Here is a 19,208-nt window from a genome sequence, read left to right on the forward strand (position 1 = left end):
CGCTCCGGCGAAACAGCTAGCCCGAGCATAATCTGCTTGAGGTTAGGCCGATAGTCTTTGCTATGTCCACGTACGATCTGAAGATCGGCCTCCCCTTCGTAAGCACCGTGCAAACTCACCGATGTCGTGTCGTTATGCAGTGTGCCGATCGGCAGGTCAAGCTTGCGCATGGCACGAATGGCGAGCGTGGAGTATACCTTCCACGGCGTGGCCTCATGTAGCTTGTCAAGTGCGCGAGCGAGCGCGTCATCATTCAAATCATCGGCGGTTACACCGTCACCGAACAACAGCTCAACGTCTTGGTCACGGTAAAATCGCTTAACATGGCAGAGGGGATCTTTGCCGCTAAGTACATTGATGACAAGGGCTTTGATTCGCGCACCGGGCGACAGCTTGCAGCGGCTCGCATCCCATGGAAGCAACTCATTCAAAGTCTGCTCAAACTCGATTTCACGACAAAGTCGGTCCACCAACACGGCGGGGCCTGAAGTATATGAATACGTGTTAAGCGGAGTATTCACGTGATCGCCTCCAGAGAAAAAACTATACCCTTACATTCTCTGGAAGTTGGTGATTTCCCTTCAATAAATTTGATTTTCGCGCAGTTTCACCTGCGAAATGTGGGTTATTCCGTCAAGCAATAGAACCAATCAAAAAAGAACCCCGGAGCACTGCTCCGGGGTTCTTTTTGAAAGATCTAGAAATTAATTAATGAAGTCAGCCAGTTTGAGGTAACGTTTCAGCATCGTAGCTGCTTGCGAACGACTTGCTTTCTCAGCAGAACCGATGGTGTCGTCAGTCAGACCATTGATGATGCCAGCATTTACGGCAGCAGCAATTTCTTTCTTAGCCCAAACGATTTTGGAAGAGTCTTTGAATTTCGCAAGCAGTTGAGCTTGGTTCGACTCGGAAACGTTGGAAGCTACGCCTGCATAAGTCAGGGAACGGATGATCATAGCAGCCAATTCTTCACGAGTGATTTGTGCATCCGGACGGAACGTACTGTCTTCATAGCCATTAATAATACCTGCTTTGGAAGCTGCTGCTACTACGCCAGCATACCAAGCGGAAGAGTTGATGTCAGTGAAAGACGTATTAGCCGATACGGAATTCAGGCCCAGGGAACGAACAACCAATGCTGCGAACTCTGCACGAGTAATGTTGCGGTCCGGCTGGAATTGTTTGTCGGATACGCCTTCAACCACCAATTTGTTAGCAAGCAGTTCAACGTCTGCTTTGGACCAGTGGGAAGCGAGATCTTCAAACGATTTGTTTGCTTCGATTACCGTGTAGATGCTGCTGCCGTTACGTTTCAACGTAGCAACGGTTTGACCGTCTTTCGTTTCGAACGTAGAAGGAACAAAGCTCAGCTTTTTCGTCGTCTCGTTGTAAAGAACGCCAGTTGCTTTTTTAGCATCCAGGTTTTTGTTTACATTCAACGTACGGGAAACATAAGTGCTTCCGAAATCAACATTGACAGATTTGCTGTTGCCAGAAGCGGTTACGTTGAAGTCAACAGCGTTCTGAACTGGGCTACCGCCTACAGCTTGAACTGCTTTCGTTACGTCTTCTGCAGTAGCGCTAGCAACTTTAGCAATCGTTACGTTGATTTTCGTATCCTTCAGTTCAGCGCCCAATTCTTTCGCGAGTGCTTCCAGTTTCAAAGCCGCCAGCGGAAGAGTAATGGTGCCATTGTCGTTGATGATTGTTACAGAAACTTTGCTTTTTTTCAGCGCTTCTGCCAGTGCGTCAGCCGGGATAGCCAGCTTTTCACTTTTGGTTTTGATTTTAATTTCTTTGGAGTATTCAAAAGCTCTTTGCAAGGCGAAGGCATCTACGGAATCTCCAGATACTTCGATAACACCGTTGTTGGAGATAGAACCGCCGCCTCCCCATCCGCCGCCACCACCGCCGCTGCAGCAACTTACACTTCCGCTATTAGATCTGTAAACCGCTTGGTAAACCGCGTCGCTTACATTAAATCCTGTACCGAAAGGACCATGCAGGTAAACATATTCGTGAACCCCAGCCGATACGGAGAAGTTGTAGTTATACACGTTGTTTTGAGCATCATAATCAACGTATGTAGCTTCTTTTACCGTTATCCGGTTACCGCTTGGATCATACAAATATACTTGTGCATTTACATTTGGTGCATACGCATCTGAATATACAGTAGCAGTTACTGTGCCATCATTAGAGTAAGAGTAGTTTTTGAAACCTGTTGCAGCAAACGCAAGAACAGGCAGCAGCATCGAGATGATCATCAGTGCAGCCAATGCTTGGGATGTTTTTTTCATTACAGTTGATTTCACTAGGGTCTTGCTCCTTTCACGATTGAAAACATTTTTTTTCTCTATTTGACTCATTTTGCATTTCACCTCCCTCCCTGAGTAGGATCGACTAAACAATACCTTTTCGATTTGAAAATCGTCTTTAAGGCCTAGAATCTATTTTAGCATTATAGACAAAAAAATGGTAGCAAATTTGTAGTGTAAATTTAGCTACCATTTTTTTATGAAGTTTTTTAAAACTTAGAGTTTACTAGGGATTGGATTTCTTGGCGCTCGTTCGGATCTTGAGCGACTAGCTTATCAAAAAGGGCTTGGTCTGCTTTGCCTTGTTTTTGCAGCGAAGCTAAGTACCAGCGTATGTTTTGTTTTGTTGTCTGATCCTCCAGTGGCCCGCCGATACCAATCCGGAACATTGCTTCCGCGGCATCATATTTACCACGTATGAACTGAATCTGCCCTAAAGCTAACCCCATTTTTCCCGTTTCCGAGAAGTCTTGGCCTTGACCTTGTTCTTTTGGTAATAGGGCAAGCTCCTTTTTACGAGTTTCAAATCGGTTATAAATTTCAAATGCCTGATTCCAATAGTTATCCTGTTCTTGAACGTTATTGGACTCATGAGCTGCATGGCCCATATCGGTATTCAATGTAATGAGAACCTCATAAAGAAAAACCTTCCACGGGAAACTAATTAGTTTTCCGTTTGCGAATCGTAATGCTTCTGCGGTTTGATTCTTTTGAATTAAACTATAAATCTTTCTTTCCACCAATTGATAATTATGAGGCTCTTTTTGCAATGCCTGGTCTAGTAAAGCTGTAGCTTCCGTATAGTACTTATCATCTTTAGTTTGATTATAGACCTGAAAAAGAATCGCTGCTTTTTGAAGAGTGTAATCCGGATGATTCGGATGCTGAGACAGCGCATTATCTAGCGGCGCCAAAATGTCATTTAAATTGTTGTTTCCACCGGCAGCAATAGCTCTGGATTGATTGAATTGACTATCGGCGCTAAGCAATCTTACAGAAGTAAAGAAAAGGAACAAAGAAAGAAGAAGCATAACCGAGGGATAAGCCCACTTTCTTGTATTCAGTACTTCCTTCCATTGGTTGCTTAGCATCATCGCATCGTTCGAAATCATAATGCCAAAGCTTAAGAACAAAAGAATTCCCAAATAAACATAGCTCAAGTCAAAGTCCAAACTGCTATGAACAAGTATGGAGATCGATACAATAAAGAAAATAAAACGTTTGTTTCGAGTATGCTCGTCTTGCTTAATAAAGTTACGGATGTAAATGTAATAAATAAAAATAAGAAAAATCAAGAATGCAGCAAATCCAATGATACCTACATCCGTTAAGTATTGCAGAAAAAAGTTGTGAGCTTGCCGACTGATATACGGGTTATTCTGGTATTTTTCATATAGTGCCGGCCAAGCTCCCCCGCCTGCTCCGAAAACAGGGTAGTCTTCAAACAGTTTCGTAGCATCTTTGTAGAACGTACCACGCTCTAATACACTGTGCTGCTGAAAATTGATGTTTTCAATACGGGTACGGATGTTTTCCGGAAGCAACTTTGTTACTCCGGTATCGGTAAATAACAATACGGCCCCTATTCCGCCAACGATGACGGCGATAACAGGAATAGCTAGAAAAGCAAAACGTTTTTCTTCGAATCGAGCTGTTAACTTTTCGATCCAGGGAGAAGCGAATTTTTGGACAAGCACTGCTAGTACCGCGTAAATTAAAGAAATAACCAACAGGCTTGTCCAACCCGAGAGCGATAAATCAGATTTATATTCGTGAAACAAAGTAACCCCGATTGTCGTTAGTTTATTTAGAATGACAACGGATAATCCAAAAGATAAGACAAAATGAATTAGGTAGGTGACTTGCTTACGCGGTTTAAGAAACGGCAGGACCAATAACAAAACGATTGGCAAAATGACCAAAGCGCCGCGCGATAATGTAACGAAAAAAGAAATGATAATAGGAACGACCATAAAAGCATGGATGCCTATCGAATACCATTTTGAAGAGGTGATAACCAAGAATATGGCAACCAGCAGGATTGCAATAAGAAAAGCCGCGTAAGAGTTGGCATACTGGAAAACCGATGTCAAACGAGGACCGTTGGAATCCGACATCACCGCGTGAAGGTAAGAGGTATTAGGCTCCATGTTGGCAGCGAACCACTTTACCAGCGCAAAAGCGGCTTCTTTATTGCCAAGCCAGTTCATCATTCCGAAAATTACGATAAAGTAGGAAGTGCTGACAAAACCGTATTTAAGTATCGATAGGCCGAGATCCTCTTTTGTTAGATAATAGGCTAGTGAAAAGAACGCGACATAAATAATTTGAATATATACGGAGTTTGCAGCATAATTAGTTGAAGCTGCTACGAATGTAGAAATGAAATAAGTAATAGGCAGCAGCCAGGCTAAAATTATTGCAAGATCCGACTTTTCTTTTAGTCTCCAATGGAAGTACAAATAGATGGAAAGCAGGATTAAAACGACCGAGGCCCAAACGAAGGAGGAGTAGATTGGTCGTTCAAAGTCGAAGTTATTTCCGTTGAACAATCCTCGTTGGAATGGAGCCCAAAGTAAGAAGATCAAAGTAATCGCTGATAGTATCCAGAATAAGATAGAGCTTTTGTCACTAGATTCAGATGATTTTTCTAGATGAGCAGCATACGCGTGCTGGCTTTTTTTCATACTCATGATTGGGGATTCTCCTTTTAAATTCTTGGAATTACGACAAAATCTTATCATAGTTTGGGGGGAGAGGACAATTGTAACATGGACATGTGCAATATATTACAACATTTGGATTGAAAGTATCTTATGCTGGTATTTAGATGGCTTATTTGATAAAATTACTGACGAAACAATTTAACCATAAATTTCGTCATTTTTTATAATTGGTTTCTAAAATTGAGAAGGGATTGTTAGTTTTGCATCAGATAGTTGCGCTTTATAGGTTTATAGTAGACGTGTTGCGTAATCAAAAGTTAATTTTTGAACTCGCAAAAAAAGACTTTAAGACAAGGTTTTTGGGTTCCTATTTAGGCATACTTTGGGCTTTTGTACAGCCTACCATCAGCATATTAATTTTTTGGTTTGTCTTTCAAGTTGGTTTTAAAAATACGCCTGTAGATAATTTTCCTTTTATTTTATGGTTAGCCGCGGCGATTATTCCGTGGAATTTTTTCGCAGAGAGTTTACAAGGAGCTACTCACTCAATTATAGAGAATAGTTATTTGGTAAAAAAAGTGGTTTTCCGTATTAGTATTTTACCTATTGTAAAAATTTACTCGGCTCTTTTCGTGCATCTCTTTTTTATTGTTTTTTTGATCGTGATGTATCTGCTTTATGGTTATATGCCTACGATTTATTATTTACAAATCATATATTATTTGTTTGCCGTGATGATGCTATTGTTAGGTTTATCGTGGGTTACCTCAACCTTAGTTATCTTCCTTAAAGATACTGGGCAAATCGTTGCTATGCTGGTGCAATTTGGTTTTTGGCTAACGCCAATTTTTTACTCTTTGAAAATTGTTCCTGAGAAGTATCACTTTTTTATAAAAATAAATCCAATGTACCATATTATTGAAGGATATCGTAATACTTTTATTTATCACAAATGGTTTTGGGAAAGTCCGTACGTCCTAATAAACTTCTGGATATTTACTTTCTTTTTCTTAGCTTTAGGAAGTCTCATGTTTAAAAAGCTCAGACCTCATTTTGCTGATGTGTTATAAGGAGCAGATCAATGAACCATGAAATAAGCAACTCAGCAATACAAGTCGATCAGGTAAGTAAAATATATAAGTTATATAGTAATCCAACCGACCGACTGAAGGAGGCCATTCATCCTTTTGGACGGAAGTACCATTCTGATTTTCATGCTGTAGACGATATAACGTTTAGTATCGACCGTGGAGAAACGGTTGGAATTGTCGGAAAAAACGGTTCGGGTAAATCCACGCTTTTGAAAATGATTACAGGTGTCTTAACTCCGAGTTCGGGGTCTATCCGTGTGAATGGGAAGATTTCTGCCTTACTGGAACTTGGAGCAGGATTTAATCCGGAATATACGGGATTGGAAAACATTTATTTGAACGGAACTATCATGGGCTATTCCAAAGAAGAGATGGACCAACGGGTAGAAGCCATTTTGTCTTTTGCCGATATTGGAGAGTTTATATATCAGCCCGTAAAAATGTATTCGAGTGGCATGTTCGTTCGATTGGCTTTTGCGGTAGCAATAAATGTCGATCCTGACATCTTAATCATAGATGAAGCGTTAAGCGTGGGGGATATGCGCTTTCAGCAAAAATGTTTTCGAAAAATAGAAGAATTTCAGGAAAGCAAGACGATTGTATTTGTATCTCATGATTTATCAGTCATAAACAAATATTGCCAACGAGCAATTTGGATCAATGAAGGAAAGCTAATGGATGATAGTACGCCAGAGGTGATTTCTAAAAAATATCAAGCTTTTATGTTAGGTACTACTTTAAAAACGGTTGGATTGTCTGTCGCGTCGGAACGGAATACAAAGACCTTTGTGCAGCCGTTGTCAGATAATCTGGATGTGTTAGGTGATAACAAAGCAAGAATCACAGGAATAAGTTTGCACGATACTCTGACTGGAGAGCCAACTACCTTAATTAAACCTAATCAGTCTGTACAATTGCGGATCAGTGTACAGGCTAACGATTTAATTCAATTTCCGATCATTGGTTTTTCAATCAAGGATAGGTTAGGAAATGTTGTGACTCAGTCTAACAGTTACGTTCTGGAGCAAGCGGTAGAACCGCTTCAACCGGGAGGTAATTATATCTTTGGGTTTAATTATATTTTTCCGGCGTTGTCTCGAGGCGAGTATATGATTTCTCCTGCTGTAGCCTCAGGCACACAAGAAGAACACACTCAACATAGCTGGGTTCATGATGCTTTAGTTATCCAAATTCTAGACCACCGTAAACATCAATTAAATGGGCTTCTTATTCTTGAAGATGTGGAGTTTTACCAATTCGAATAGGGTGATTCAGTAAATGAAATTTTCAGGTGAAAGATTCATTCCAAATTCTACGGACCGGGATATGGCGGTAGAACATTTACAAAGATACTTTGCCCTTACAGAACTTGTCAAAGATAAAGTCGTCTTAGATGCGGCTTCCGGTGAGGGCTATGGTTCGTTCATTCTTTCAGATTATGCTCAAAGCATCATTGGTGTGGACATTAGCGCAGAGGCGATTGTTCATGCCCAGTTAACATACGCAAAAAGCAACGAATCGTTTGTACAAGGTTCTATTGAACAATTGCCTGTTGAAGATCAAAGTGTAGATGTTGTTGTATCTTTTGAAACTATTGAGCATGTCGACGAAACTATCCAGCATCAGTTTTTAAAAGAAATTAAGCGAGTATTAAAGCCAGATGGGATACTCGTTATGTCGACCCCAGATAAATATGTATATTCTGATCGAGCAAACTATCACAACTCTTTCCATGTCAGAGAATTTTATAAGGAAGAGTTCTATTCGTTTTTGAATGAGTATTTTAATAATATTGATATGTATTACCAGAAACATGAGATTTCTTCTTTGATCGTTAATAATCGTTCAGATAGAGCCAAACGAATTCATATCGAGCAAAATGATCATGTAACTAACGGAAAATATTTGATAGCGGTTTGTAGCAACGAATCATTAGCTGATGTTGATCTTAATTCGTTTGTTCCTGACCATCAGGAGCAGCATTACCAGATGATTCAGCGTATTCTTTCTCTTCAAGACGAGGTAGAGGAAAGAAATAAACATATAAAGCGTTTAGACGAGGCGATTGTTGATAAAGATCGACATATCGACCAAGCTAATAATAAAATCTCATTTGTTCATGAACAGCTAGTACATCAGAACTCTACGGTAAGTCAAGCATTGAATATCGTGAACTCTATGGAAAACCAATTGAAGGAAAATAGTGAGAGACTTTTGGAAGCTTTATTGAAAGCAGCTTCTCAAGAAGAGCAACTTCATAAGCTGCAGGAAGAATTAAAAGCTAAAGAAGAAATCATTGAATCGATGGATCATCTACATCATGAACTGAATAGTCAGTTCGAAGAACATAGCGCGACTCATCAAACAATTAATAATCAAATTGCCCACATCAATTTGTTATTAGAGCAAGAAAGAAAACTTAATAATATTCTTCAATCTGGTGGGTGGAAGGCACTCACGAAATATTATAGATTAAGGGATTCGATTCTTCCCGATAATAGCAAAAGAAAATTACTTGCAAAGCTTACTTATAAAGCTTTAAAAAATCCAAAACAAATGCTTAGTAAAGTAAACAAAAATAATATTAAAAAATTAAAGTATTATCTTAATACGGAAGACCCGGGTTTGGTTGAAAGTCGTATTGACAATTTTTTGGATCGGCACACTAACGTTGAACATTCAGTTGCATTGAAGCTTTATCAAGAAATTGATGCTTCACAAAAACTTGTTTTTCCAATAACAAATAACCCGCTCGTTTCAATCATTATTCCGGTTTACAATCAATGGCACTATACCTATGCCTGTTTGAAATCCATTTTAGATCATACGAACGACGTTTCTTATGAAATTATAATTGCCGACGACATGTCTACGGATGAAACGGTAAATGCACAACAGTACGTTCAAAATGTAAAAATCGTTCGTGATGGCACAAACAGAGGTTTTTTGTTAAATTGTAATAACGCCTCCAAGTATGCTGAAGGAAAGTATATATTCTTTCTTAACAATGATACCAATGTACAGCCAGAATGGCTCAGTTCGCTTGTAAAATTGATTCAACGAGATGAAACAATAGGTATGGTTGGTTCCAAACTGGTATATCCAGATGGACGACAGCAGGAAGCTGGTGGAATTATATGGAACGATGCAAGCGGTTGGAATTATGGCAGATTAGACGATCCGTCAAAATCTGAATATAACTATGTCAAAGAAGTAGATTATATTTCAGGCGCTGCCATTATGATTCGTCATGAGTTATGGAAAGTTATTGGCGGTTTTGATGAAAGATATGCACCGGCGTATTACGAGGATACGGATTTAGCTTTTGAAATAAGAAAACAAGGGTACAAAGTTGTTTTCCAGCCTCAGTCTGTTATTGTTCATTTTGAGGGAATATCACATGGAAAAGATGAATCCACCGGTATTAAAAGTTATCAGGTAACAAATAAACAGAAGTTTATAGATAAATGGAAAAATGAACTTTTGGATAATCATTTTGAAAATGCTGAGCATGTTTTTCTAGCTAGAGGTAGGACTAAAAACAAAACTACTATTGTTGTGGTCGATCATTATGTTCCACACTATGATAAAGATGCAGGTGGAAGATGTACGTATCATTATTTAAAGCTATTTGTAGAGTTAGGGTTTCATGTAATATTCATAGGTGACAATTTTTTTAGACATGAACCATATACTTCTGAGTTACAACAATTAGGTATTGAAGTGCTTTATGGTGATTGGTACTACAACAATATAGAAAATTGGATTAAGAATAATGCGCAATATCTTGATTATATTTATCTGAATAGACCCCATATTTCCGTCAAATATATCGATGTTTTTGGAAAATATTCTAAGGCTAAAATTGTATATTTTGGACATGATCTACATTATTTAAGGGAATTAAGGAACTACGAAATTAATAAAAATCCCGAATTATTAAAGTCTTCAGAAGACTGGAAGAAAATTGAGTTTGAACTTTTTAATAAGGCCGATATTGTCCACGTTGTGGGTACTTTTGAACAGTCAGTATTATTAAAGGAATTTTCCGATAAGCCAATTAGAAATATTCCTCTATATATTTTTGATAAAGTTAATAGTATCCATTCTAATCTGTCGGAAAGAAAAGATATACTTTTTGTAGGCGGTTTTAATCATAAACCAAACTATGATGCTGTTAAATGGTTTCTAGATTCTATTTTTCCAATTATTAAACAAGGAATACCTGAAATAAAATTCTATATTGTAGGTTCGAATCCTCCTGAAGACATTAAATCGCTAGCTTCAACTGACATCATTGTAACAGGTTATGTTACTGACGAAGAATTAAATCAGTATTATAATAAAGTAAGAGCTGTTGTAATTCCTTTGCGATTTGGAGCCGGTGTAAAAGGCAAATTAGTAGAAGCGGTGTCTTATCAGGTTCCCGTGGTTACCACAACAATTGGTGCAGAAGGTCTGGAAGAAATAGAGAAATGTGTAGTAATCAATGATGAAGAGTCGAGTTTTGCTAATTCAGTAATTTCTTTGTATAAAGATGATGAAAAATGGATGAACTTATCATTAAATGGTAGAGATTATATAAATAAGTACTTCTCATATACTGCTGCAAAGAGCAAGATATTGTTAGACTTCAAATCAAGTAGGTGATGATTAATGATAAATGTAATTTTATGTGGAGGTAATGGTACTAGGTTATGGCCTCTATCTAGGGAGTTATACCCTAAACAGTTTTACAAATTATTTGATAATGAATCATTATTTCAAAAAACTATAAAAAGAAACAAAGTTTTGTGTGATAAAGCTTTGATAATCTCGAATGAAAATCAATATTTTTTAGCTTTGGATCAGCTTGAAGAAATGAATGAACAAAATGTTAATTTTATGCTGGAGCCGGTTGGCCGTAATACTGCTCCAGCTATAGCTTTGGCATGTTTTTCTTTACCGGAAGATGAAATGGTTTTAATAACACCTTCTGACCACTTTATTGAGGAAAAAGAAGATGAGTATGTAAAAGCTATTTATAAAGCTGTCGAAATAGCTGAGAAAAATAAGATTGTTATTTTCGGAATAAAGCCTACTTATCCGGAAACTAACTTTGGTTATATAGAATCAAATGGAGAAGATGTTCTTGCCTTTAAAGAAAAGCCTGATATCAATACAGCAATGAAATTTTTTAAGCAAGGTAATTTTTTCTGGAATAGTGGAATGTTCGTTTTTAAAGCGGGGGTTTTTCTTCAAGAACTTTCTAAATATTCACCTGAAATGTATGAGCTATGCAAAGTAGCCTTCCAAGAAGCTCAAGGCCAAGCTGTAAAAAGAATTCCAATCGACGCAATGAAAAATATTCCAAGTAACAGCATAGATTGTGCTGTAATTGAGAAAAGCAAAAATGTGAAAGTAGTATTATCGAAATTTAATTGGTCAGATTTAGGATCCTTTGAAGCTATAGATGATCAGCTCCCAAAGACGAAGGATGGAAATACCAAAAATAGAAATAATATTTATTTGAATTCGAATAATAACTTGGTTATGTCAAAAGAGAGATTTATTGCAACAATTGATGTGAATGATTTGGTTATAATAGAAACTGGTGATGCTTTGTTGATAGCTAAAAAGGGATCATCGCACAAAGTAAAAGAAGTGGTCCATATGTTAAATGACAATCAATCGTCTTTAACAAAAAAACACTTGACAGTCTATCGACCGTGGGGAAATAGTACTTTTCTTGATGAATCTGAGCATTACAAGATAAAGAAAGTTATAGTTAAACCTGGTACTAAATTAACAAAACAAAAACATTATCATCGGAATGAACACTGGGTTGTTGTAAGCGGCACGGCAAAGGTAACTATAGGTCAAAAAGAATTTATTTTAAGAACTAACGAATCGACTTATATTCCTATGGGGGAAGAACACGTAGTAGAAAATCCAGGGAAAATTAATTTGGTTCTTATAGAAGTACAGGTAGGACCTTATCTTGAAGATGATGATATAATAAGAATGTGAAATTTTTGAGAAATTACAAGTTATGAAATTTTAATTTTGACTGAAACGGCGTACAAATGTGGAGAGTGTATATTTAAATGAATGATAGAACTATTGGACAGCTTGCGAATGGAAGGAATAATAACCTGGATCTAATACGTTTTATTGCTGCTGCCATGGTTATATACTCCCATTCTTTCCCTTTAGGATCTGGTGATAACTCAAGGGAAATTATTTTTTTACTATCAAATGGAAAATGGGATGCTGGCGCACTAGCTGTAGCTATTTTTTTTGTTATTAGTGGATTTCTTATAACCCAAAGTTACGAACGATCCCGCAATTTAAGTAATTATTTTAAAGCTAGATTTTTTAGGATTTTTCCCGGTCTAGCAGCTGTTTTGTTATTTTCGGTTTTTGTGATAGGTCCATCATTTACAAACTTAACTCTCAAACAGTATTTTTCTCATCCGCAAACTTATGAATATCTAAAATCTTTCCTTCTATTTCCACTAAAATGGAACTTACCGGGAGTCTTTGAATCTAATGTTTATAAAGGTGCAGTAAATGGAGCATTATGGACAATACCTTTTGAAGTTATATGTTATCTAATAGTTGTTTTTTTTGGGATAATTGGGTTTCTCCGCTATAAAAAAATAGTACTGCTTCTATTTTTTGTTTGTTTTTATTACCATTTATTTAGTTCAAACATTTCATTGGGAGTAACCTACATATTTGGATTAGAAATCAAAAAAATGATAGAACTATTTTGCTATTTTTTCGCCGGAATGCTTATTTATTTGTATCGCAGTTATATACCATTAACTAAATCTATCGCCATGATATGTATGGTAGTCTTAGGATTTGCATTGCTTTTTGGTGGTGTGAAGGAGTATTTTGTTTTTTTTGGTAGCTATCTTATCTTTTATTTTGGTTATAATCAAAAAATTAATTTATCTTCTTTTTCAAAAAACGGTGATTTTTCGTATGGTTTATACATCTATGCTTTTCCAGTTCAGCAATCTGTCACTTATCTGTTTGGCGGGCAAATGACAGCAGAATACAACTTTATTATTTCTTTTGTTGTTACGTTAATTCTTGCAGTATTATCATGGCATTTAATTGAAAAATATGCTTTGAAATTGAAGAAAGTTTCATTAATAAAAAGCGATGTTTCAGAAAAATTATCAACAAAATTATTAAGTAAGTATTACTTGTATTTAGATAAAATTATTAAAATAAACTGGCCTGCTTTTTCGGTTGCTTTTATCATTTTTTTTGTTTCAATAATATATTATAACCAAAAACCTAACATCATAACTTTTCCATACAAAAAAAATAATACGATCTTTCAAGGTTCGTGGTTACCACAAATTCCCACTGAAGCGTATAGATGGATTGATAAAAATGCTACTATTACACTCGTTAGACCCGAACACGCAAAAGTTCTAGTTGTGGAGGGATTTGTACCGGAAGGTTTTAATGAAGTAAATCAATTACGAATATTTATAAATGAGCAGCAGCTGCTTGAAATTGAAGTAAAGCCTGGTCAACCAATTACAGTAAACAGTGGTTTGCCAACAGGTGGCGGACAACTTCAAATTAGATTTCAATTTAATGATGCTCATAAGCCAAAGTCCTCGGAACCAGATCAACGAGAAATGAGTGCACTTATAAATAAAATTGAACTTAAATAATTATAAGGAGCGAAACAATATGCTAACTTTCGTTAATGAGCACAATAGTACATCTATTAAACGAACGACGGGTTGTAATATGAAGTGCAACACCTAGACTCTCATGTTAGCATAATCGAACAAAGACAACTAGAAGTGTTGCATCGACCGGGGTGGGCCTGCGAAAAGATCGGACAGGAGCTGGCCGACATCCCTCGACCATTGCAAGGGTGCTGGAGCATGGTTACGAAACGAGAGGGCTCATGCCACCAGAAGCGGAGGGCCTGTCGGTCAATACACCGTTACTCTGGCGGATGAGTTCAAACAAAACCTGCAGGAGAACGTGGTCGCCCGAGCAGATCGCAGAGAAGCGGCGGGTGGAAGGGAAGCCTTTCTTTTGCTTCAAAACGATTTACCGCTGGCTCTACGAAGGGCGTCTCGCAGTCGGAGACATCCAGATGCTTCTGCAGAAAGGAAAGCGTCGCAAGCGTGTCGAAATCCTGGGCCGTTTCCTCGTCGTCACACCGATTAGATTCGAAAATGCACAACGTTCGGTCACTGGGAGCTCGACACCGTCGTCTCCAGCCGGAGCAAAAGCAAGGACTGCGTCCGCTACCTTCATCGGACGGAAGAAGCGTCTGTATATGGCGCTGAACATGCCGGATTGGCTCACTCGAGGGAGACCGCTTTTCGGTATCCTCGTGAGTCAGTATCCGAAAGGAACATTCCAGAAGGCGACAACCGATCCGGGGAAAGAGTTTGTTTGCTAAGCGAATCTGGAAACCGTAAATGGCGTGAAGGTCTGTTTTGACGATCCGTATGCCTTATGGCAGCAAGGCTCCAACGAGAACGCCAATGGCCTGCCTCCGGGAGTTCTTTCCCAAAGGACATGACTTCGCTTTCGTTACCGACAGCAGCTTGCCGAAGCGATCCGCCCTCGTAAATGTCTGGGTTGGAAGTACGCTCATGAGGCCTTCATGGACGAGGGGTCACACTTAGCATGATAATTCGCCTTATAAATTTATGACAGAAGGAAAAAAATAGAATGATAAAATGGATCAATAAGACTCAATTGCTTAATTTAAGTATTATTATTATTATATTTTTTTTCTTACAATTAATATCACCAAAGTTTTTTTTAATGGGTGATAACAAGGTTCAATTTTATCCTATTATTGTTTATGCTTCTGAAAACTTATTACATGGAACCATACCCCAAATAAATCTTTCACAGTATATGGGGCTTCCTATTATCGAGAAAAGTTATTATGGACTCACCTACCCTCCCGTTTTTTTATCTTATTTTTTATCAAAATACGTGTTACTAGACCCTACTTGGACCATTGATATTTTTGTGTTGATTCATCTTGTGTTAGCTGCTTATGTATTTTCTTTGTTACTATCCAAATTTAAAGTATCTCATTATTTAAATATTATTGGAACGGTTAGTTATATTTTCACCTCAGCTAATTTTTTTATGTCCGAATGGTATTATGTATATCCCACGATTTTATTTTTGCCAGCAATATTTCTATTAGTTTTTCAATTGATTGAAAAACTAAATTTTCAATATTTGTTTTTGCTGGCTTTAGTCATAATTGCATATTTTTATGTTGGTAACATTCAATTGTTTATATACTGCATGTTTTATTTTTTTCCTCTTTATATAATATTGGCATATCTTATGATAAGAAAAAAGATGTATTTTCAATTAGCTTTTGTTGTAATGATAACATTTATTTGTTTAATTCCGGGTTTATCTATGTTTTACGAAACAGGACTAGCAGCACGACCTGAGAAATTCGATTTTTCCGAATATATAGGTGTAAACAGTGACAGGCCATGGGAACATATTAAGCATATGTTTTTACCGAACTTTCTCATGGATTCTCCTAATAACATTTTTTATAGGTTTGCGTTTAGAGATACTATGGCTTACATTGGGCTAGTACCGGCCATAGGCATTATTTTGGGTTTTATTTACTTAATTTGTAAAAGATACACAGTAAATAAGCAGTTTCTAATACTTACATATTTATTGGTGTTTGGAGTTATTTCTTTATTGTTCGTTTTTGGCGATAAGACGATAATTTACACCTGGATGTATAAAATACCAATTTGGAATCAGTTAAGATCTTCGTACAAACATATCGTATTTTCGAATTTTTTCTTGATTTTCTTTGGAATTGTTTCTATGCATTTAATAATTAGTCAAAGGTATTTCTTACAAAAGATACTATTGATTTCAACAATATTATTAATAGCAATAAACGTTATCTCATTTAATAATATAATTGGAAAGGGAACTCACGATCTTAATCAAATAAAAGTACAAAATCCACTTAATGGAACTTTGGACGGGAGAGTTGTATGCTTTTGTAAGGGTATAATTTCCTCGCACGATAAAAACATTGAATACAGTAAATATTTTGCTTTTAATTATGCTTCACTTTCAAAAGTTCTTACTGTCGGAGGATACGATGTATTGATCGAAAAGAATTTATTTAATGATGTTTTTAAGAAAAACTGGTATGACGGTTTTTATGAGCCTAATGATTTTGAATTTTACAAAAAATATGGAATAAAATATATTATTTTCCCTAGTATTTTACCAAAAAGTGAAGTGGCTACCTTACTTAAAATCAATGCAGCAACAGATATTAAAACCATTTATACAGATAATTTGATAAATATGTTTGAGGTTATAAATTTTACTCCTATGGTTTATGATAAAGATTTTAATCAAATTAATTCATCTATCCAACTTGAGAAAAACACTATACAAATTTCTTTAGGAAATTTAAATTATAGTACAATAGGAGTTAATTTCTTATATAATAAAAACTATATTGCAAGAGATGATAGAGGAAATGACTTGAAAATAAATAAAGATGATTACAACAGGATTGTAATAAATATAAAAGATGGTACGAATACGATTACGGTTACTTATAGGGATTATAAAGCAATAATTGCTTTTTTGCTGTCTTTAATTATATTTTTTTCTTTAATTATTGTGCTATTCTTAATTTATAGAAGAAGGTGTAGCTATGCAGGTTACTAATAAATATCTAAAGCTTATTTCAATACTTATAATTATGCTTATTAACATCTCATTATACCAATGGACGTTAAAGCAACCACTAATGGGGGATGCTTTAATGCATGTTGTAGATGATACGCAACTTCATAAGCCATTGGATTTTGCAAGGATTTTTTACTTAACCAAGAATCCGGATTATCAAGAAAATAATAGAATTCAAGTTATGAATAGACCGATTTTCAATGAGTTGATAATAACTTTTGAAAAAAAAATATTTTCTAATAATCTTGTCAACATGAGGTATATAACACTTGCTGTTCATATAGTTAATGCCGTTCTTATTTTTTCTTTTATAAATTTATTATACAGAAATATCAAAACTGCTCTTTTTGGCTCATTATTCTTTTCACTAAATAATGCTTACTTCTATGGGTTGTATGAATTTGGATTATCATTCTCTATTTGGTTGACATTATTCACCATTATTTCTTTTATATTTTTAATCAAATATATAAGGACATCAAGCTTAAAATATCTCTTCCTATTATATTTTAGTTTTTTTCTTGCTATTTTCACAAAAGAATCTGCTTTAACCTTGCCATTTGCCTTAATTGTCTTTGCAATATTTATTATTATGAACGCAGAATCAAGATTTCAAGGGATTCATAGAGTATTAAAGGCTTTGAAGGATAAGAAGGTTTGGTTTATTAGTTTGGGACTTATCTTGATACTAAGCCTTAATTTGTTTTTAAGATACAAGAAATTGGGGTCAATTTTGGATGTCCACGCAGGAATTGGCGCGGATGTTACTTTATTTCAAACATTTGCAAAAATACTAGGCTACTTTCTTCTGGCTTTTAATTTGCCTTTAAACATCATACCTGGTTATATGGCAATATCGATTCAGTATTACTATATTCCGATAGCAATAATAATAATTTTATTTTTTGGCTACTTCTTCATTAATATTTGCAAAAATATGATTAAAAAAAATATTTCAACATATGTTGGTTTGATCATATTCATTATACTCTTAATTCCAATTTTCAAGGTTTCACGAAATTCGCCATACTATTTGGATCTACCTTTAATAGGGATCATCATATGTGTCTGTGGTCTGGTTAATTTCCAGAATATCAGTATTATTAACAAAAAAATTCTTTATTTTATGTTGCCTTTTATTTTAATTAATAATCTTTATTTCCAGTATATCTCAACAAGTAAAGATGTAGTTTGGTTGACTAAAGGTGAAAAAGAAGCTTCCCAAATTATAGAGGCGCTTAAGGCATTGCCAAGAAATGAGTTATATGAAAAGAACATTTATATGCTTAATTCGTATTTTAACCAAGGAACCCTATGGATTTTTAATCATGGAAGAGTAGGCTCATTTTTATTTGCAAATTTAAATATTGATCTTAGAAAAACCCAAGTTTTTAATCTGAGGCAGGATTTTAAAAAAGGATCGACTTTATTAGATCAATATTACGAATTAAGTGAAAATGGCCAATTAAATTTAAAATCACAAAGCATTAGCAGTGTAACGGGTTTCGTTGAAATAAAGGAAGGACAAGTTTCATCTACTTACACCTCAATTTCTAATGATAATGAACTGATTGAAATTAAAGGGCGACTTAAGAGCAATGTAGATAAAAACAAATTAAGTCCTATTCAATTAGAATTTGAAAGAAAAGAATCTGAGATAATAAAAAAAACATATTCAAATTATGCTGATGGACCAACTTCAATTAATCAAGAGTTTTCAGTTTATTCTTTAGTCCCGCATAATTCATCTCAAGTCAAACTAACTATACCAGATGATTTAAGAAATCAATTTGAGGCATTAGAAGTGCACCAGTATAAATTGATTATTGATTCAAATAATATAGAAGATATTGGCTCTAGAACTTCACTTATTAATAATCCTTCATTTGAAAAAGGAGTAGAGTCTTGGATAGGGTTGAAAGAAACTCAAATAATTCAGAATGCTCATACTGGAAACTATGGGGCAAAAGTTGGTCCTGGAACAGCGAATTCTGCTTTTCAAACTATTGCAGTTAAACCTGAAGAAGATCTAGTTATTAGTGCTTGGGCTAAATCGATAAATAATTCAAATGCAGTTGGCAGATTGCAAATAAATTGGGCTGATCAAAATGGTAATTTCATTGAGGCATATATTAAAATATTCAATGTTTCGGAAAAATATGAATACCAATTGGCTGTTACAAAGCCGCCCCAAAATGCCGAAAAGGCACTAGTTTATATTTCTCCACATGACGAAACTAGTGAAATAGTATACGATGATGTCAATGTTTATCAAAAATAAAACAACAATTCCTATATATTTTTAACAATTTTTGTAACTACTCAGAGGTATCCTGAGAGCAGAACCAAATAGGGGTACGGAGTACCCTAAACGAGATGGTTGAACG

General features: G+C 35.9%; 10 protein-coding genes and 1 pseudogene. 8 read left to right on the top strand and 3 right to left on the bottom strand.

Going from position 1 to position 19,208, the window contains the following annotated elements; translation table 11 throughout:
• The 3 genes from BLO51_RS27005 to BLO51_RS27015 form a co-directional block, all read right to left on the bottom strand.
• The coding region (locus tag BLO51_RS27005) for an IS1634 family transposase (RefSeq protein WP_143006978.1) at nt 1-521 on the bottom strand (521 nt) is incomplete at its 3' end.
• Between the two features lie 183 nt (nt 522-704).
• Entirely contained in the window at nt 705-2,369 is a 1,665-nt protein-coding gene (locus tag BLO51_RS27010) for an S-layer homology domain-containing protein (RefSeq protein WP_090676950.1), read from the bottom strand.
• A 158-nt stretch (nt 2,370-2,527) separates the two neighbouring features.
• Nucleotides 2,528-5,011 carry an O-antigen ligase family protein gene (locus BLO51_RS27015; protein ID WP_090676954.1) on the bottom strand — a complete coding sequence of 828 codons (2,484 nt, stop codon included), beginning with the start codon at nt 5,009-5,011 and terminating at the stop codon, nt 2,528-2,530.
• A 233-nt stretch (nt 5,012-5,244) separates the two neighbouring features.
• On the opposite strand from BLO51_RS27015, the gene BLO51_RS27020 reads away from it, so the two are divergent.
• The 8 genes and pseudogenes from BLO51_RS27020 to BLO51_RS27055 all read left to right on the top strand — a co-directional run bounded on the left by BLO51_RS27020 (nt 5,245) and on the right by BLO51_RS27055 (nt 19,102).
• Nucleotides 5,245-6,054 (top strand): ABC transporter permease, encoded by an 810-nt coding sequence (locus BLO51_RS27020; RefSeq protein WP_090676957.1) that lies wholly within the window; start codon nt 5,245-5,247, stop codon nt 6,052-6,054.
• Between the two features lie 11 nt (nt 6,055-6,065).
• On the top strand, nt 6,066-7,340 hold the full coding sequence (locus tag BLO51_RS27025; RefSeq protein ID WP_090676960.1) for an ABC transporter ATP-binding protein: 1,275 nt from the start codon (nt 6,066-6,068) through the stop codon (nt 7,338-7,340).
• 13 nt (nt 7,341-7,353) lie between these two features.
• The gene (locus tag BLO51_RS27030; protein ID WP_090676963.1) at nt 7,354-10,725 is read left to right on the top strand and encodes a glycosyltransferase; all 3,372 of its coding nucleotides are present in this window, start codon (nt 7,354-7,356) and stop codon (nt 10,723-10,725) included.
• Between the two features lie 6 nt (nt 10,726-10,731).
• A complete protein-coding gene (locus BLO51_RS27035; RefSeq protein ID WP_090676967.1) occupies nt 10,732-12,084 on the top strand; it encodes a mannose-1-phosphate guanylyltransferase/mannose-6-phosphate isomerase in 1,353 nt (450 codons plus the stop codon).
• A 77-nt stretch (nt 12,085-12,161) separates the two neighbouring features.
• On the top strand, nt 12,162-13,757 hold the full coding sequence (locus BLO51_RS27040) for an acyltransferase family protein (protein WP_090676970.1): 1,596 nt from the start codon (nt 12,162-12,164) through the stop codon (nt 13,755-13,757).
• 84 nt (nt 13,758-13,841) lie between these two features.
• Nucleotides 13,842-14,740, top strand: a pseudogene (locus BLO51_RS31325) (IS30 family transposase).
• A 41-nt stretch (nt 14,741-14,781) separates the two neighbouring features.
• Complete coding sequence (locus BLO51_RS27050) at nt 14,782-16,800, top strand: glycosyltransferase family protein (RefSeq protein WP_090676973.1); 2,019 nt, start codon at nt 14,782-14,784, stop codon at nt 16,798-16,800.
• Nucleotides 16,787-19,102 carry a glycosyltransferase family 39 protein gene (locus tag BLO51_RS27055; RefSeq protein ID WP_090676976.1) on the top strand — a complete coding sequence of 772 codons (2,316 nt, stop codon included), beginning with the start codon at nt 16,787-16,789 and terminating at the stop codon, nt 19,100-19,102. The genes BLO51_RS27050 and BLO51_RS27055 overlap by 14 nt, the downstream gene beginning before the upstream one ends.
• The last annotated feature ends 106 nt before the right edge of the window (nt 19,103-19,208 follow it).

Origin of the sequence: Paenibacillus tianmuensis (assembly GCF_900100345.1) — a bacterium.
Classification (GTDB): Bacteria; Bacillota; Bacilli; order Paenibacillales; family NBRC-103111; genus Paenibacillus_G; species Paenibacillus_G tianmuensis.